The following is a 16095-nucleotide window of genomic DNA, read 5'->3' on the forward strand; positions in this document are numbered from 1 at the left end:
TTGATTCTGATGATGAATCGCGTAGTTTTGGTAGGACGCTTAACTAAAGATCCTGAATTACGATATACACCTAATGGAGTTGCAGTGGCTACCTTTACTTTAGCAGTGAATCGTACTTTTACGAATGCACAAGGTGAACGTGAAGCGGACTTCATTAATTGTGTAGTTTGGCGTAAACCGGCAGAAAATGTGGCTAACTTCTTGAAAAAAGGTAGTTTAGCTGGCGTGGATGGACGTGTCCAAACGCGTAATTATGAAGGACAAGACGGCAAACGCGTGTATGTGACGGAGATTCTGGCTGAGAGTGTTCAGTTCCTTGAACCACGAAGCAGTTCAGCGGGTGAAAGAAATGATGGCGGTTCTTACGGTGGCGGTCAAAAAAGCTATAACAACAATAATGGCGGCAATGATCAAAATTCGTATGGACAAAATCCTAATCAGAATCAACGGAATAACAACAACTACACTCGTGTAGACGATGATCCATTTGCAAATGACGGTAAAACCATCGACATTTCAGATGACGATCTTCCGTTTTAAACAGCTGTTTAAAACGAAAATCCTAAAGCAGGGAGGGAAATTATTATGGCAATGGGTGGACGTAAAGGACGCGGTAAGCGTAAAAAGGTTTGTTATTTCACATCAAACGGTATCACTAAAATTGATTACAAAGATACAGACCTTCTTAAAAAATTCGTCTCAGAACGCGGTAAAATCTTACCACGTCGTGTGACTGGCACTAGCGCTAAATATCAACGTAAATTAACGATTGCTATTAAACGCTCACGTACTATGGCATTACTTCCATACGTATCAGGTGAATAATAACAACGGAGCGCATTGAGGAGAAATCCTTGATGTGCTTTTTTGTATATTTGCCCAAATGGTCCTTTTTCATTTGAAAAAACGATGCGAGCCCCAACTTCCTTCATCTTCGTTCTACAGTTTCTACGTGATTTGCTTCATTTTAGCTAGTTATTGTATTTAAAATTCGTGATCGGCCTGTTTTGCAAAAAAAATTTAACTAACAATGAAGAGAACTCCTATTTTTAAAGCTGATTTATCTGGAAAAAAGAATGGGAAGTTTGAAATATCCTGGGCTTAACGGATACAATATGTAGAGAAAGATACTTCATGATTTTATGATAGGGGGGATTCGGTTGAATAGTGGTAGAAAAATCGCTGAGGGCGGTGCTCTTTTAGCGTTATATTGTATATTATTACTCATTACAATATATATTCCTTTGTTGGGATTTATAACTTTTTTCTTTTTGCCGATTCCTTTCATTCTGGTGACCAGTAAGCAAAAGCTTTCGTGGTCAGTTGGATTCTTGTTTGTTGGATCGTTATTAACCATTTTAATCGGTAGCGTCTTATCCTTGCCAATGACCTTGCTAATGGGGGCGACGGGCATTGTGATTGGTTCCTTCCTGAAAAGGGATAAACCGATGACCCCTATGTTCATCAGTGCTGTCCTTACGTTCCTAGGTGGGATATTAGTGACCTATGCTGCCACAGTAGTGTTATTTGGAGTTAATTACATAGAAGAAACCATGACGGTAATGGAGGAATCCATTGATTCTTCTGCGAAAATCATGGAATCATTTGGTCAGGCCCCAACTGAAAAGATAATCCAAGGCATGCACGACTCGATAAGTACCTTGACTACGCTGATTCCGAGCTTGCTCGTGATTACATCTATCATCATGGTATTATTGATATTCTTAGCGGCCCACCCCATACTTAAAAGGTTCAGTGATAAATCCCTGAATTGGCCTCGTTTCCAAGATCTTCGCCTTCCAAAAAGCCTTTTATGGTATTATTTAATTACAATGCTTTTGGCTCTTTTTGTGAATATGGACAACAAAGATTTTGTATATATGGCCATAACGAACCTATTTTTCATTCTTCAATTTTTCATCATGATTCAAGGCTACTCACTCATATTTTATTTCAGCGATGTCAAGGGCTGGGCTAAGGCTATACCCGTTTTGATAGTGGTTGCCTCATTGTTGCTGCCGATATTCGCAATCCTCATCCGTTTTTTAGGTATAATAGATTTAGGATTCCCTTTTCGGGAGACGATCAAGAAAAAGGAATAGTCTGTTAAACAGATGCTTTTAGGAGCTGAAAATATGCCATCTTATTTAAAGGATTATTCGGTTAAGGCCCTGCTATACGGGTTGCTCGTTGCAGGATTGATATTTTTGGGCGTACTGGCTTACTATAATTGGGTTATTGCACTAATTGGATTGTTGATTCAAGCCGGTTTGTTTTATTTAATATTGAAAATGGAAAAAAGAAAACAAATCAAGACCGAAGAATACATCACGACGTTATCCTACCGGTTAAAAAAGGTGGGAGAGGAAGCCTTATTGGAAATGCCGATCGGGATCATGCTCTTTAATGATGATTTTTATATTGAGTGGACCAATCCATTCCTCGCCTCATGCTTTAGTGAAGACTCACTGGCAGGAAGGTCTCTTTATGATATGGCGGATTCACTTGTCCCGCTCATAAAGCAGGAGATTGAAACAGAGACGATTACGCTTTATGACCGGAAATTCAAAGTGGTCCATAAACGCGAGGAACGCCTTCTTTACTTTTTCGATGTAACGGAGCAAGTGGAAATCGAAAAACAATATGAAGAAGAGAGAACGGCCATTGCGATTATTCTGCTGGATAATTACGATGATTTGACGCAGGGAATGGAAGACCAACGTAAAAGTAGTATAAATAGCTTGGTTACCTCGTTGCTGGATAAGTGGGCAAGGGATAATGGGGTATTTTTCAAGAGGGTTTCTTCTGAACGGTTTATTGCGGTCTTTAATGAACATATCCTGCAGCAGCTGGAAAATGATAAATTTTCAATCCTGGATGAAATCAGGGAAACGACCGCTAAACAGAATGTCCCTTTGACGCTTAGCATTGGAGTGGGATCTGCTGTTTCCTCCCTTCCAGAGCTGGGGACGCTTGCTCAATCGAGCCTCGATTTGGCCCTGGGCCGCGGTGGGGACCAAGTAGCGATTAAACAGGCAAGCGGGAAAGTGAAATTCTATGGCGGTAAAACCAACCCTATGGAAAAGCGTACGAGGGTGCGTGCACGCGTCATTTCTCATGCCTTAAAGGATATCGTCCTAGATAGCGATAAAGTCATTGTCATGGGCCATAAAAATCCCGATATGGATGCCATAGGTTCTGCCATAGGCATTTTGAAAGTGGCACAGATGAATGAACGTGAAGGGTATATAGTAATCAATACAAACGAGCTAGATAGTAGCGTCTTGCGTTTGATGGAAGAAATCAAAAATAAAGAGGATTTATATGGGCGATTTATAAGCCCTGACGATGCACTCGAGATGGTCACGGACGAGACGCTACTCGTCGTCGTCGATACCCACAAGCCTACAATGGTGATAGAAGAAAGATTATTGAATCGGATTGATAAGGTGGTCGTCATTGATCACCATCGTCGTGGTGAGGAATTCATCAAAAACTCCCTGCTTGTCTATATGGAGCCCTATGCATCTTCGACAGCTGAGCTGGTGACGGAGCTACTTGAATATCAGCCAAAACGCAGTAAAATTGATATGCTGGAGTCGACGGCGCTACTTGCTGGGATCATTGTCGATACGAAAAGTTTCACTTTAAGAACCGGTTCACGTACCTTCGATGCAGCTTCTTATTTAAGGGCCCACGGAGCGGACACGGTACTGGTACAGAAATTTCTTAGGGAAGATGTGGACACGTATATCAAGCGATCCAATTTAATTAAAGAAGTTGCGTTTTATAAAAAGGGTCTTGCGATTGCTTCCGCAAAATCCGAACAGAACCATAATCAGGTCCTGATCGCCCAGGCCGCTGATACGCTTCTGATGATGGATGGTGTTACCGCTTCCTTCGTTGTGGCTAAACGGTCTGAGGATACAGTTGGCATAAGTGCCCGTTCCCTAGGTGATGTCAACGTACAGGTTATCATGGAAACATTGAATGGCGGCGGTCACTTAACGAATGCCGCCACACAGATGGTCTGCTCCATTGAAGAAGCGGAGAGCCAGTTGAAAGCAGCAATTGATGAATATTTAGAAGGAGGACGAAAAGAATGAAAGTTATATTTTTAAAAGACGTTAAAGGTAAAGGGAAAAAAGGGGAAGTCAAAAACGTTGCGGATGGGTATGCCCATAACTTCCTGATTAAACAAGGATTGGCAATCGAGGCGAATAACTCCAATGTAAAAACATTGGAAGCTCAGAAAAACAAAGAAGATTCCCTGGCTGCCGAAGAACTTCAGCATGCAAAAGACTTGCAGGTGGAAATTGAAAAATTGACTGTCGAATTATCCGCTAAAGCCGGTGAAGGCGGGCGTTTATTCGGTTCTATCACGACGAAGCAAATAGCTTCAGAACTTCAGAAAAAGCATGGTATTAAAATCGATAAACGTAAAATGGAGCTTGCCGAAGGAATTCGCTCATTGGGGCATACGAAGGTTCCTGTGAAGCTACATCCAGAGGTTACAGCGACTTTAACTGTGCAAGTGAAAGAAATTAACTAATTTTAGTGGTTTCATATCTGAAAAAAATTGATAGAATAGAGAGAGACGAAAAAAATGTGATTGGGCTATGTTGTCCTGTCACTTTTTTTCTTTTTCAACTAAATCTACGAATTAATTAATGAAAATATATCCTCTTAGATTGGGAGGTTTTAAGATATGATAGAGCAATTTCAGGATAGAATTCCCCCTCAAAACATAGAAGCGGAACAAGCGGTGCTAGGGGCCATCTTCTTGGAGCCATCTTCGCTGACCGTTACTTCGGAATTGTTGATTCCAGAGGATTTTTATAGAAGTTCGCATCAAAAAATCTTTAACGTCATGATCAAGTTGAATGACGAAGGTAAAGCCGTTGACTTGATTACGGTAACGGAAGAACTTTCCGCCACGAAGAATCTTGAAGAAGTGGGTGGAGTGTCTTATTTAAGCGAACTGGCTGGATCGGTCCCTACTGCAGCCAATATCGAATATTATGCCCGAATCGTGGAAGAAAAGTCATTGCTCCGTCGTTTGATCAGGACAGCAACGAACATCGCCCAGGAAGGCTATAGCCGTGAGGATGAAGTCGAGGAGCTGCTCGGGGAAGCGGAAAAGACGATCATGGAAGTGGCACAGCGTAAAAACGCCGGTTCATTTCAAAATATTAAGGACGTTTTGGTTCGAACCTATGATAACATCGAGATCCTGACCAACCGCAAAGGGGATGTAACTGGAATCCCGACGGGTTTTGCTGAACTGGACAGAATGACGGCGGGATTCCAGCGGAATGACCTCATCATTGTTGGAGCCCGTCCTTCTGTTGGTAAAACGGCTTTCGCTTTGAACATTGCCCAAAATGTCGCAACCAAAACGGATGAAAACGTCGCGATTTTCAGTTTGGAGATGGGTTCCGAACAGCTCGTCATGCGTATGCTTTGTGCCGAAGGAAATATCAATGCTCAAAATTTAAGGACTGGTGCCTTAACAGATGAAGACTGGCGCAAGCTGACTATGGCAATGGGAAGTTTGTCGAATGCCGGTATCTATATTGATGACACCCCAGGAGTCCGTATTGGGGAAATCCGCTCTAAAAGCCGTCGTTTGAAGCAGGAACATGGTCTTGGGATGATATTGATCGACTATCTACAATTGATTCAAGGAGATGGTCGTTCAGGCGATAACCGACAGCAGGAAGTATCGGAAATTTCCCGTTCACTGAAGGCCCTGGCCCGTGAACTTCAAGTGCCTGTCATTGCCCTTTCCCAATTATCCCGTGGAGTGGAACAACGGCAGGATAAACGTCCGATGATGTCGGATATTAGGGAATCAGGAAGTATAGAGCAGGATGCCGACATCGTAGCATTCCTGTACCGTGATGATTATTATGATAAAGAGTCCGAGAATAAAAATATCATTGAGATTATCATTGCAAAACAAAGGAATGGCCCAGTTGGCACGGTTTCACTGGCATTCGTCAAAGAGTACAATAAATTCGTGAACCTCGAACGGCGATTCGATGATGATTCGATGTCTCCAGGAGCCTAATTGACTTTCTATATTTGGAACAAAGCCCACTATCTCTGGTGGGCTTTTTTTACAATAAGGTGAAAGTTTAAAGGAGTTTGGGCAAAGAATAAGGAGAACCGCCAAGGGAGAAAGTGAATCCTTGCTAAAGTTGCACGGATTCCTTATTTGGGGAAGAAAAAGTGTATAAGTAAAGTATGAAAGTCACTTAATAACGAACAAATTTATTATTAATTTATGTAATGTTCGTATTTTATGTTGACTTCCCTTTGGGATTATTGATAAAATAGGTTTGTTTGATAAGAACCGGTTAAGAATCGGTATTACGTGAACCTTTGGAGGTGCTTTTTTCAGATGTCATCAGTTGTAGTAGTTGGTACACAATGGGGAGACGAAGGTAAAGGTAAGATAACGGACTTTTTATCCCAGAATGCAGAAGCCATAGCTCGTTACCAAGGTGGTAATAATGCAGGACATACGATTAAATTTAACGGAGTAACATATAAACTGCATTTAATTCCTTCTGGAATTTTTTATAGTGATAAGATTTGTGTCATCGGGAACGGAATGGTAGTCGATCCGAAAGCACTTGTAGAAGAGCTTGCTTATTTACATAGTCATGGTGTAAGCACGGATAATCTTCGCATCTCGAACCGTGCTCATGTCATCCTTCCTTACCATATTAAATTGGATGAAGTGGAAGAAGATCGCAAGGGTGCAAATAAAATTGGAACGACGAAAAAAGGAATCGGCCCTGCTTACATGGATAAAGCCGCTCGTAATGGTATCCGTATGGCAGATCTTTTGGACCGTGAAATTTTCGAGGAAAAACTGAATCAAAATCTTGTGGAGAAAAACCGCATGTTTGAACGTTTTTACGAAACGGAAGGTTTTAAAATCGAGGATATTCTTGAAGAATATTATGAGTACGGACAACAAGTGCAAAAGTATGTTTGTGATACTTCCGTTGTATTGAATGATGCACTTGATGAAGGGAAACGCGTCTTGTTTGAAGGGGCTCAAGGAGTCATGCTTGATATCGATCAAGGAACATATCCTTTCGTTACTTCCTCGAATCCAGTCGCAGGTGGAGTAACAATTGGTTCAGGTGTTGGACCAACGAAAATCAACCATGTTGTCGGTGTGTGTAAAGCTTATACAAGCCGTGTTGGCGATGGTCCTTTCCCGACAGAACTACAAGACGAAATTGGCAATCAAATCCGTGAAGTTGGACGTGAGTACGGAACAACTACGGGTAGACCACGTCGTGTCGGTTGGTTTGATGCCGTAGTCGTTCGCCATGCCCGTCGTGTAAGTGGAATCACTGATTTATCGTTAAATTCCATTGACGTGCTTTCAGGACTTGAAACGGTGAAAATTTGTGTAGCTTATGATTATAAAGGTGAAATCATTCATGAAGTGCCGGCTACTTTGAAAGCAATCGGAGAATGTAAGCCCGTTTATGAAGAGCTACCAGGTTGGTCAGAAGACATCACAGGATGCAAATCATTGGATGAATTACCTGCTAACGCCCGTCACTATGTGGAGCGCGTATCTCAATTAGTAGGCATTCCGTTGACTACATTCTCCGTCGGTCCTGACCGCAATCAAACAAACATCGTAAGAAGCCCTTGGCGTTTAGCATAAGAGGTATAAAGAAGTCGACTAAGTGCGGCTTCTTTTTTTACTTAGTTGGTAAAAAAAGACCTGTTTAATTGGAGTTAGATATATATAAAAATATATGAATTTAAATTTATTTTAAAATACTATTGCACAAACCATAAATACTATGATAATATAAAAAGCGTCGTCACAGTAGAACAACGTTAAGCGACATTGCAAGACATACGGATTACATTCATTAGTACGAGCCATTAGCTCAGTTGGTAGAGCATCTGACTTTTAATCAGAGGGTCGAAGGTTCGAATCCTTCATGGCTCACCATTTTTATCGGCCCATTGGTCAAGCGGTTAAGACACCGCCCTTTCACGGCGGTAACACGGGTTCGAATCCCGTATGGGTCACTTTTCTTCTTAATTATATGTTTGATGGTCCCGTGGTGTAGCGGTTAACATGCCTGCCTGTCACGCAGGAGATCGCGGGTTCGATTCCCGTCGGGACCGCCATTTTATTTTTTACATGATTCTTTCATAATGAAAAATGGAATATTTGGCTCAGTAGCTCAGTCGGTAGAGCAAAGGACTGAAAATCCTTGTGTCGGCGGTTCGATTCCGTCCTGAGCCATTCTTTTGTAAAGTGCCCTAGGGCGCTTTTTTTGTTTGCTTTAAAATTAAACTGTCTTAGCCCTTTAAAGGAAATCTCTTTGATGGCACTTCTGTTAAGTGTTTGTTATTAGATTGTAACAATGTTAATGCCACCCTTAGTAACCATCGACTCGTCACCCCAACCAGGACCTACTTTCCACGTGGAAACCATACCTTCGCTGCTCTTTTGCAAAAAGAGCGATTTGGCACTTGTTGTCACTATTTATACATTTATATTACAATACGAAGTCTATTTCTTGATTTTTTTTTCATTATGGTAAAGTTATGAGTGGAAAAAAAGAAATTAATCATGTGTATATAAATTTTGAAAACAAGGTAATTTATCTTAATTTTTTGATTAGTTTCTTAAGGGGCCCACGGGCCGTTAAGGGGGACAATAAATGTTCAGCTCAAAAGGCAAAGGAAGTTTCCTGTTGATGGTTTCCATCATCTTATTGCTTGCAGGGAATCGTGCTACGGCTGCGGAAATTCAAAAAATCTCCTCCATTCAGCATGTATATGTTGATGACGAGTTCATTGGCAGCGTGAGTGATGAATCCGAAATAGAAAAAATGATACTAGCTAAAATAGTCGAAGCAGAGGCGGATTATCCCGAATACACATTCGATAAGGAAGCACAGATGACATATGTGCAAGAGAATGTATTTAATGCAGAAATAGATGATGAAGAAACCTTAAAGGTACTCGAGGAAGAGTTTGCTGTAAAAGCGGAGGCTTATGAAATCGCCATTGATAATCAAGTAGTTGCTTACGTTCCCTCCAAGGAGGATGCACAGGAGGTTTTAAAAGAGATTCACCTATTATATATAGATGAGGGTGAATTGGCCGAATATGAAGAGAGTCAGGAAGCTGGAGTTTTAAATCAGCCCATGGCTCTATACGAGCAAGGAAGCAGGATACTGTCCATTGAATACTCAAAGCCGATCTCCTGGAAGGAAACGATTATGGAACCGGATAAGCTCATGACTGTGAAGGATGCCATTTCCTTGATAGAAAAAGGAAAGAAGGAAAAAGTCATCTATGAGGCAACTGGAGATGAAGAACTTGAGGAGATTGCCGATCAGTATGATATGTCCCTAGGACAGCTTTTACAGCTTAATTCAGAACTAGAAGAGGGCAAGAGGCTTCATAAAGGGCAAAAGGTCCGTGTGACGGAGGTAGCTCCTTTTGTGAATGTGCTGGTAGAAAGAGAAGTATTGAAAGAAACTGAAATTCCTTTCGAGAGAAAAGTAATAAAGGATAAGAACCTATTGAAGGAAGAATCTGTCGTTGAGCAAGAAGGACAGGAAGGCGTTCAGGCATTCACGTATAAACTCACTGAAACAAACGGTGAGCTCTTAAGTGAAACGATCGTGAAAAAGGAAATTACCGCGGCAACACAAAATGAGATAACTAGAAAAGGCACGAAAATCATTCCTTCAGAAGGGAGCGGAACCTTTGCATGGCCTGCTGATGGGGGCTATATTTCAAGCAAACAAGGACATCGTTGGGGCAAGCTTCATAAGGGAATAGATATTGCTAGGCCAACCACCAGAACTATTACGGCAGCTGATCATGGCACTGTTGAGTTTGCCGGTAACGCCGGGGGTTATGGTAATAAGGTGACCATCAACCATAACAATGGGTACAAGACGGATTATGCTCACTTAGAATCAATAGACATCGAAGCAGGACAGAAGATTGAAAAAGGAATGCCTATTGGTAGAATGGGCTCGACAGGCAACTCCACTGGCGTTCACCTTCATTTTGAAATCTATAAAAATGGTGTTCTCGCAAACCCGTTAGATTATATAAGCCAATAGAAGTCTTCGAGACATTTTTCGAAGACTTCTTCTGCTATCTTCATAGATGAGAATAATAGGTAAAAGATGATTTAATGCCTGTAAAATGATAAAGTAGAAGAGGTACAATGTGCTCGATTTAGGTGTTTTGACCGTTTTTTAGGGAATATATAGTGTGAGGATTTGCATTACTAGTACGAAGGTCAGTATGAACATCAGGACAATACGAATAAACGTCCCGGATAAGGACATGTTTTTTATAGAGTAAAGTTATGCTTTAAAAGGAGATAGGTAGATGGATAAGAAAATTCTAGTAGTGGACGATGAAAAGCCGATTGCAGATATTTTACAATTCAATTTAAAAAAGGAAGGGTACGATGTTTCCTGTGCATATGATGGCAATGAAGCTCTAAAAATGGTGGAAGAGCTTCAACCTGATTTGATTTTACTCGATATCATGCTTCCACAGCGTGATGGGATGGAAGTTTGCAGAGAAGTAAGAAAGAAATATGAAACGCCAATCATCATGTTAACAGCAAAAGATTCGGAAATCGATAAAGTCTTAGGATTAGAGCTTGGTGCGGACGATTATGTGACGAAGCCGTTTAGTACCCGGGAAATAATTGCTCGGGTAAAGGCAAACTTAAGACGTCAACAAGCCGTTCCGGTGCCAGATCAAGAAAATGAGCCAAAAGAAATTACAATAGGCAATCTTACCATCCATCCTGATGCATATGTCGTGTCTAAGCGTGGAGAGACGATCGAGTTAACGCACCGAGAATTCGAGCTGCTTCATTATTTAGCTAAACATATTGGCCAGGTCATGACAAGGGAGCACTTATTGCAAACTGTGTGGGGATATGATTACTTTGGCGATGTCCGAACTGTCGATGTAACCGTTAGACGCCTCCGTGAAAAGATTGAGGATAACCCAAGTCACCCAGGTTGGATCGTAACTAGACGAGGGGTCGGTTATTACCTGCGTAACCCTGAACAGGAGTAATATCTATGAAAAAGGTTGGTTTTTTTCGTTCAATTCATTTTAAATTCGTCCTGATTTATGTGTTGCTTATTTTCGTAGCCATGCAAATAATTGGGGTGTATTTTGTCGGGGAATTGGAAGAAAATCTCGTCGGGAATTTCACAAAGTCGATCAAGGGCCATGTTAACCTGCTTACCTATAGCATTGGGGAAGAAATGGAGAAATCGAGGGGGGAGGAAGACCCTACCCTCGAAGAAGCCATTAATACGGTATTGAAAGATCGCGACAACTCAACGAATGATATTTCGGAAGTGCGCGTTATCGATACCCGCAGCAGGCGGGTGATTGGGACGTCCGATCCCGGTAACCAAGAGATTGTAGGAAAGAAAACGACACTGCCGATCATCAAGAACACGTTGACTTATGGTGGCGAGGATCATGAAATATATAGAGATCCGAATACTGGCAGGCGTGTATGGGTCCTTTCAACACCCATTGAAGCGAATGGTACGGTGATAGGAGCGGTCTATGTCATTGCGGAGATGGAGAATGTCTTCGAACAAATGGATGAAATCAACGCCATTTTCATGACTGGCACGGCCATCGCTCTGGCCATAACAGCCATTTTGGGGATTCTGCTTGCGCGGACCATCACACGGCCAATGTCTGATATGAGGAAACAGGCGTTGGTGATGGCCAAAGGGAATTTCTCACGAAAGGTAAAAGTATATGGCGATGACGAAATAGGGCAGCTAGCCGTTACCTTCAATAACTTGACTAAGAAACTTCAAGAGTCGCAATCGAGTACGGAAGGGGAGAGACGGAAGCTTTCATCTGTTCTCACCAACATGACGGATGGCGTTATATCGACGGATAGGCGTGGCCGGGTGAATTTGATAAATGAACCTGCCGCACAGCTTTTGAATGTCTCACGTGAAGCCGTCATGAACCAACCAATCATCGAATTGTTGGGACTTGAGGAAGAATATAAATTCGAAGATTTACTGGAAGAAAGGGAGTCCATCATCCTTGATTACAGCAAAAAGGGTCAACCGTTTATTTTAAGAGGGAATTTTTCCGTCATCCAAAAGGAAACGGGCTTCGTTAATGGTTTGATTACAGTGCTCCATGATATTACGGAGCAGGAAAAGATAGAAGGGGAGCGAAGAGAGTTTGTCGCTAATGTATCCCATGAGTTGCGTACGCCGCTCACGACGATGAGAAGCTATCTCGAGGCATTGGCTGAAGGTGCCTGGAAAGATGAAGAGATTGCCCCTGCCTTTTTAAGTGTCACACAAAATGAAACGGAGCGGATGATCAGGCTTGTAAATGACCTGTTACAGCTTTCAAAAATGGACAGTAAAGATTACCGGCTTAAAACCGGATGGGTGAATCTGAATAAGTTCTATGACCATATTATCGATCGTTTTGAAATGACGAAAAATGACGATATTACTTTTAAAAGAGACATACCAAAGGACGCGTATTTTGTCGACATTGATGAAGACAAGATCACCCAGGTTCTTTATAATATCATCTCGAATTCCTTGAAGTATTCTCCTGAAGGAGGTCAAGTGACATTCCGTATCAGGCCAAAGGAAAACTTTATCGTGATTAGCGTAACCGATCAAGGTGTCGGTATCCCTAAGAAAGTGATCGATAAGATTTTTGACCGATTTTACCGAGTGGATAAAGCGCGGGCAAGGAATCTTGGAGGGACTGGACTTGGGCTGGCGATTGCAAAGGAAATGGTCGTTGCCCATGGAGGAAAAATTTGGGCGGAAAGTGTGGATGGAAAAGGAACTACAGTGTTCTTTACACTTCCTTACGAACAGGAAGAAGAGGATGATTGGGCATGAATTTTGAACGTGCGAAAAGTATCATACTGATTATTTTAGTTGGGACAAGCGTTTTCTTGACATGGAGTATTTGGACGTACGAGCCTGAATATAAAAAAATCGATGAATCCGATCTGATTAAAATCAAGAGTGATGAACAAATTGTCAGTGATGTCATAAAACCCGTCAGTGTTCTTTTTCATCGTAACGGACAGCATTTCCAGACAATCGATCCCGAAAAAATCGAAAGAATGGAGAAAGAGTTTTCCCAATGGACGTTTAGTGATATAAAGCAGATGTCATTGAAGATGATTCAAAGGGACTTCGATGATTTCGTCCATGAGGATAGATCAATCGAGATCAACTTTTCCGATGATGTACCGATGTCTTTATATAAAACGGTACTGGATGTAAAGGACGAAGATATGGCGAGCTTTACCTTTGACCGGATCGTGATCAAGCAGAAGGATATCAGCGGTGACCAATCAGCCGTTTATTTCGTTTCTTATGAACATGAACAAATCCATCAAGGAATGGTCCCTACTAAGGACCTTAGAAAGTTCAGTGAGAAGTTCTATAATAAAAGTTATCCTACCTATACAGCTCATACGTTACATGATAAAAGGACGATTTTTGTTCCGGAAAAGCCCGTGGAAGTCAACCGATATCAATATTATATAGATTATCTGGACGTTAAGAATCTGAAAGATGCCTTATTCAGTAATCCTAAATATGTTCGTCAAGAAACGGTAACCCGAGGCGAGGAATACTCCGACGGAACAAGACTGTTGTCAGTCAACAATGAAAATTATATTCTCTCGTATATAAACCCTGCCCAAAAGAGTAAAGTGTTCGGCAGTTCTAGTGAGCTGTTGGAAAAAAGCATTGATTTCATCAATGATCATGCCGGGTGGGAAGGTAGTAATTACCGATTTGATTATATGTCGGAAAATGAGCAGCGTGTGGTATTCCGTTTATTTATAGATGGTTATCCAGCTTTCAACGAATATGGAATGACTGAAATCGAGCAGATTTGGGGGAAGGAAGATATTTATAGTTATCAACGTCCCTACTTCTCATTGGCTTCCGTCTTGCCATCAGAAGGATCTGTAGTGACCTTGCCTACAGGAAATGAAGTGTTGAACCAGCTGGAAGAGAACGGGAACATCGATCTCGATAGTGTGCAAGATATTTCAATAGGTTATAAGTTAAACAAATCGTTGGACTCTAAACTCGTTACTCTCGTTACACTGGAACCAACTTGGTATTACCGTTCCGGTGAAAAGTGGTTGATTGCGCCTGTTGACGAAAATGCAGGAGGCGATAACGATGGATTGGAATAATACAAAATCCATATTCATAATGGTATTTTTCATATTGAATATATTTTTACTGTATCAGTTTCTTGAGAAAATCAATGATAACCAATATGAATTCATTGCAGAGTCTTCCTATGAGGAAGTTCTAAAAGAAGACGAGATCAAAACCATTCCGCTCTCGAAGCAAAAGGTAAAGGATCAATTCTTAATTGCAAAAAGTAAAACATTTGATAAGAAAGAACTAAAGAATCTAAACAACCAGAAAGTAAATATTATAGATGGGAATAAGCTGGTCGGTTCATTAAAAACGCCCATCAGTTTAGGCAAAGAAATTCATCCCGCGGATGTTACCATATTCCTGAAGGATCACATTTTATACGGAAGTGAATATGGGTTTTGGAGCTATGATAAGGATAATCAAACCATCATTTGCTATCAGGTTTCCGACAATAAGATGTTTTTTAACAACAGTAAAGGAAAGGTCACTTTGTATCTGAATAAGGAAGCCGAAGTGACCTCCTATGAGCAGACATATTTAGTGGGAATTGAAAAGTTCAATAAACCGAAAGAGCTGTATTCCGACCTGGATGCTGTTTATGCCTTATATAGTCATGGTGATATCGTATCAAAAGACGAAGTTACGGACGTAAAGCTTGGATTTTATAATTCGTTGCAAACCACATCGTTCTCACATCTTCTTGTACCGACATGGTGGGTAGTCGTGAACGATGAAACGGATTTATTCGTAAATGCGTTCGATGGCGAAGTGATTGAGTTAAATACAGAAGAAAAAATACTGGAGTGAGTATAGATGACTATGCATTTTAGTGTACTCGCAAGTGGGAGTACGGGAAATGCCTTGTTCGTGGAGACGGAGGACCAATCTTTCCTTGTCGATGCGGGATTGAGTGGGAAAGCCTTGGAAGGATTATTTCGGGATATCGGCCGAGATATGTCCAAGCTTTCTGGAATCCTGGTTACGCATGAACATAGCGACCACATTAAAGGTCTGGGAGTCGTCGCTAGAAAACATAAGCTCCCCATATATGCGAATACAAAGACATGGCAAGCAATGGAGCGTTCCATCGGGGAGATTTCTCCTGAACAGAAATTCGCCTTTGAAATGGAACAAGTCAAAACCTTTGGAAGCCTTGATATTGAATCGTTTGGTGTATCTCATGATGCTGCCGAGCCGATGTTTTATGTGTTCCATCAGGGAGGAAAAAAACTTGTGGTCATAACCGACACAGGTTATGTCAGCGATCGGATGAAAGGCATCATCACGAATGCTGATGCCTATGTGTTTGAGAGCAACCATGATGTGTCCATGCTTCGGATGGGTCGATATCCATGGAGCATCAAGCGCCGGATTTTAAGCGATGTTGGACATGTATGCAATGAAGATGCTGCTCTTGCCATGAGTGAAGTGGCAGGGGACAAGACGAAACGGATATACTTGGCCCATTTAAGTATGGATAATAATATGAAAGACCTTGCAAGAATGTCAGTGGAGCAAACCTTAAAAACGAAAGGGATTATTGTTGGCGAGCAGTTTTCGCTCTACGATACGGATCCCAAAAGACCAACAGAGCTTGTTACACTATAATGAGTAAAGGAATGAGTGCGGAAACCTGCTTCATTCCTTTTTTATTTTTAATGGGTTAGTTAGTAAGGGGATTAAAAAGGGTATTGGTTGGTTAGTACTGAATGAATAGAAAAATGATGATAAAAAAAGAGGCAGTATGCACATAACCCTGTCAAGTAGACAATAAAAAAAGAGTATTTCAAGCTGCGGCCTTTTCTCGATATTCAATCGGGGAAAGGCCGTTAAATTTTTC

Annotated in this window: 13 protein-coding genes and 4 tRNA genes; all 17 read left to right on the top strand. The window is 41.4% G+C overall.

The window, feature by feature from the left end; translation table 11 throughout:
* Positions 1-9 precede the first annotated feature (9 nt).
* A complete protein-coding gene (gene ssb / locus ACQKL0_RS19500) occupies positions 10-540 on the top strand; it encodes a single-stranded DNA-binding protein (protein WP_427591667.1) in 531 nt (176 codons plus the stop codon).
* 45 nt (positions 541-585) lie between these two features.
* Positions 586-825, top strand: coding sequence for a 30S ribosomal protein S18 (rpsR, locus tag ACQKL0_RS19505; protein ID WP_053348323.1), 240 nt, complete (start codon positions 586-588; stop codon positions 823-825).
* 335 nt (positions 826-1160) lie between these two features.
* A complete protein-coding gene (locus tag ACQKL0_RS19510; RefSeq protein ID WP_402955085.1) occupies positions 1161-2102 on the top strand; it encodes a YybS family protein in 942 nt (313 codons plus the stop codon).
* A 33-nt stretch (positions 2103-2135) separates the two neighbouring features.
* The gene (locus ACQKL0_RS19515) at positions 2136-4106 is read left to right on the top strand and encodes a DHH family phosphoesterase (protein ID WP_427689127.1); all 1971 of its coding nucleotides are present in this window, start codon (positions 2136-2138) and stop codon (positions 4104-4106) included.
* Positions 4103-4552 (top strand): 50S ribosomal protein L9, encoded by a 450-nt coding sequence (gene rplI, locus ACQKL0_RS19520; protein WP_402869967.1) that lies wholly within the window; start codon positions 4103-4105, stop codon positions 4550-4552. Before ACQKL0_RS19515 ends, rplI begins: the two co-directional genes overlap by 4 nt.
* Before the next feature lie 156 nt (positions 4553-4708).
* The gene (dnaB, locus tag ACQKL0_RS19525) at positions 4709-6073 is read left to right on the top strand and encodes a replicative DNA helicase (RefSeq protein WP_402869969.1); all 1365 of its coding nucleotides are present in this window, start codon (positions 4709-4711) and stop codon (positions 6071-6073) included.
* Positions 6074-6406: 333 nt separating this feature from the next.
* Entirely contained in the window at positions 6407-7699 is a 1293-nt protein-coding gene (locus tag ACQKL0_RS19530) for an adenylosuccinate synthase (RefSeq protein WP_402869971.1), read from the top strand.
* A gap of 221 nt (positions 7700-7920) precedes the next feature.
* A tRNA-Lys gene (locus tag ACQKL0_RS19535) sits at positions 7921-7996 on the top strand.
* Positions 7997-8004: 8 nt separating this feature from the next.
* Positions 8005-8076 (top strand) — tRNA-Glu (locus ACQKL0_RS19540).
* 26 nt (positions 8077-8102) lie between these two features.
* Positions 8103-8178, top strand: a tRNA-Asp gene (locus ACQKL0_RS19545).
* Between the two features lie 45 nt (positions 8179-8223).
* A tRNA-Phe gene (locus ACQKL0_RS19550) sits at positions 8224-8296 on the top strand.
* A 421-nt stretch (positions 8297-8717) separates the two neighbouring features.
* On the top strand, positions 8718-10139 hold the full coding sequence (locus ACQKL0_RS19555) for a peptidoglycan DD-metalloendopeptidase family protein (protein WP_427591669.1): 1422 nt from the start codon (positions 8718-8720) through the stop codon (positions 10137-10139).
* Positions 10140-10413: 274 nt separating this feature from the next.
* On the top strand, positions 10414-11121 hold the full coding sequence (yycF, locus tag ACQKL0_RS19560) for a response regulator YycF (RefSeq protein ID WP_402869975.1): 708 nt from the start codon (positions 10414-10416) through the stop codon (positions 11119-11121).
* Between the two features lie 5 nt (positions 11122-11126).
* Positions 11127-12959 (top strand): cell wall metabolism sensor histidine kinase WalK, encoded by a 1833-nt coding sequence (gene walK, locus ACQKL0_RS19565; protein WP_402869978.1) that lies wholly within the window; start codon positions 11127-11129, stop codon positions 12957-12959.
* Positions 12956-14281, top strand: coding sequence for a YycH family regulatory protein (locus ACQKL0_RS19570; RefSeq protein ID WP_402955079.1), 1326 nt, complete (start codon positions 12956-12958; stop codon positions 14279-14281). The genes walK and ACQKL0_RS19570 overlap by 4 nt, the downstream gene beginning before the upstream one ends.
* Positions 14268-15062: a two-component system regulatory protein YycI gene (locus tag ACQKL0_RS19575; RefSeq protein ID WP_402869982.1), complete on the top strand. Its 795-nt coding sequence runs from the start codon at positions 14268-14270 to the stop codon at positions 15060-15062. The genes ACQKL0_RS19570 and ACQKL0_RS19575 overlap by 14 nt, the downstream gene beginning before the upstream one ends.
* A 6-nt stretch (positions 15063-15068) precedes the next feature.
* Positions 15069-15863 (top strand): MBL fold metallo-hydrolase, encoded by a 795-nt coding sequence (locus ACQKL0_RS19580; RefSeq protein ID WP_402991125.1) that lies wholly within the window; start codon positions 15069-15071, stop codon positions 15861-15863.
* Positions 15864-16095: the final 232 nt, after the last annotated feature.

This window comes from Peribacillus sp. NPDC097264 (assembly GCF_050277925.1).
Lineage (GTDB): Bacteria > Bacillota > Bacilli > Bacillales > DSM-1321 > Peribacillus.

Excerpts from the sequence above, each read along its gene's own strand:
- ssb (WP_427591667.1), top strand. The coding sequence starts at position 10 with ATGATGAATCGCGTAGTTTTGGTAGGACGCTTAACTAAAGATCCTGAA.
- rpsR (WP_053348323.1), top strand. The coding sequence starts at position 586 with ATGGCAATGGGTGGACGTAAAGGACGCGGTAAGCGTAAAAAGGTTTGT.
- ACQKL0_RS19515 (WP_427689127.1), top strand. The coding sequence starts at position 2,136 with ATGCCATCTTATTTAAAGGATTATTCGGTTAAGGCCCTGCTATACGGG.
- rplI (WP_402869967.1), top strand. The coding sequence starts at position 4,103 with ATGAAAGTTATATTTTTAAAAGACGTTAAAGGTAAAGGGAAAAAAGGG.
- dnaB (WP_402869969.1), top strand. The coding sequence starts at position 4,709 with ATGATAGAGCAATTTCAGGATAGAATTCCCCCTCAAAACATAGAAGCG.
- ACQKL0_RS19530 (WP_402869971.1), top strand. The coding sequence starts at position 6,407 with ATGTCATCAGTTGTAGTAGTTGGTACACAATGGGGAGACGAAGGTAAA.
- ACQKL0_RS19555 (WP_427591669.1), top strand. The coding sequence starts at position 8,718 with ATGTTCAGCTCAAAAGGCAAAGGAAGTTTCCTGTTGATGGTTTCCATC.
- yycF (WP_402869975.1), top strand. The coding sequence starts at position 10,414 with ATGGATAAGAAAATTCTAGTAGTGGACGATGAAAAGCCGATTGCAGAT.
- walK (WP_402869978.1), top strand. The coding sequence starts at position 11,127 with ATGAAAAAGGTTGGTTTTTTTCGTTCAATTCATTTTAAATTCGTCCTG.
- ACQKL0_RS19570 (WP_402955079.1), top strand. The coding sequence starts at position 12,956 with ATGAATTTTGAACGTGCGAAAAGTATCATACTGATTATTTTAGTTGGG.
- ACQKL0_RS19575 (WP_402869982.1), top strand. The coding sequence starts at position 14,268 with ATGGATTGGAATAATACAAAATCCATATTCATAATGGTATTTTTCATA.
- ACQKL0_RS19580 (WP_402991125.1), top strand. The coding sequence starts at position 15,069 with ATGACTATGCATTTTAGTGTACTCGCAAGTGGGAGTACGGGAAATGCC.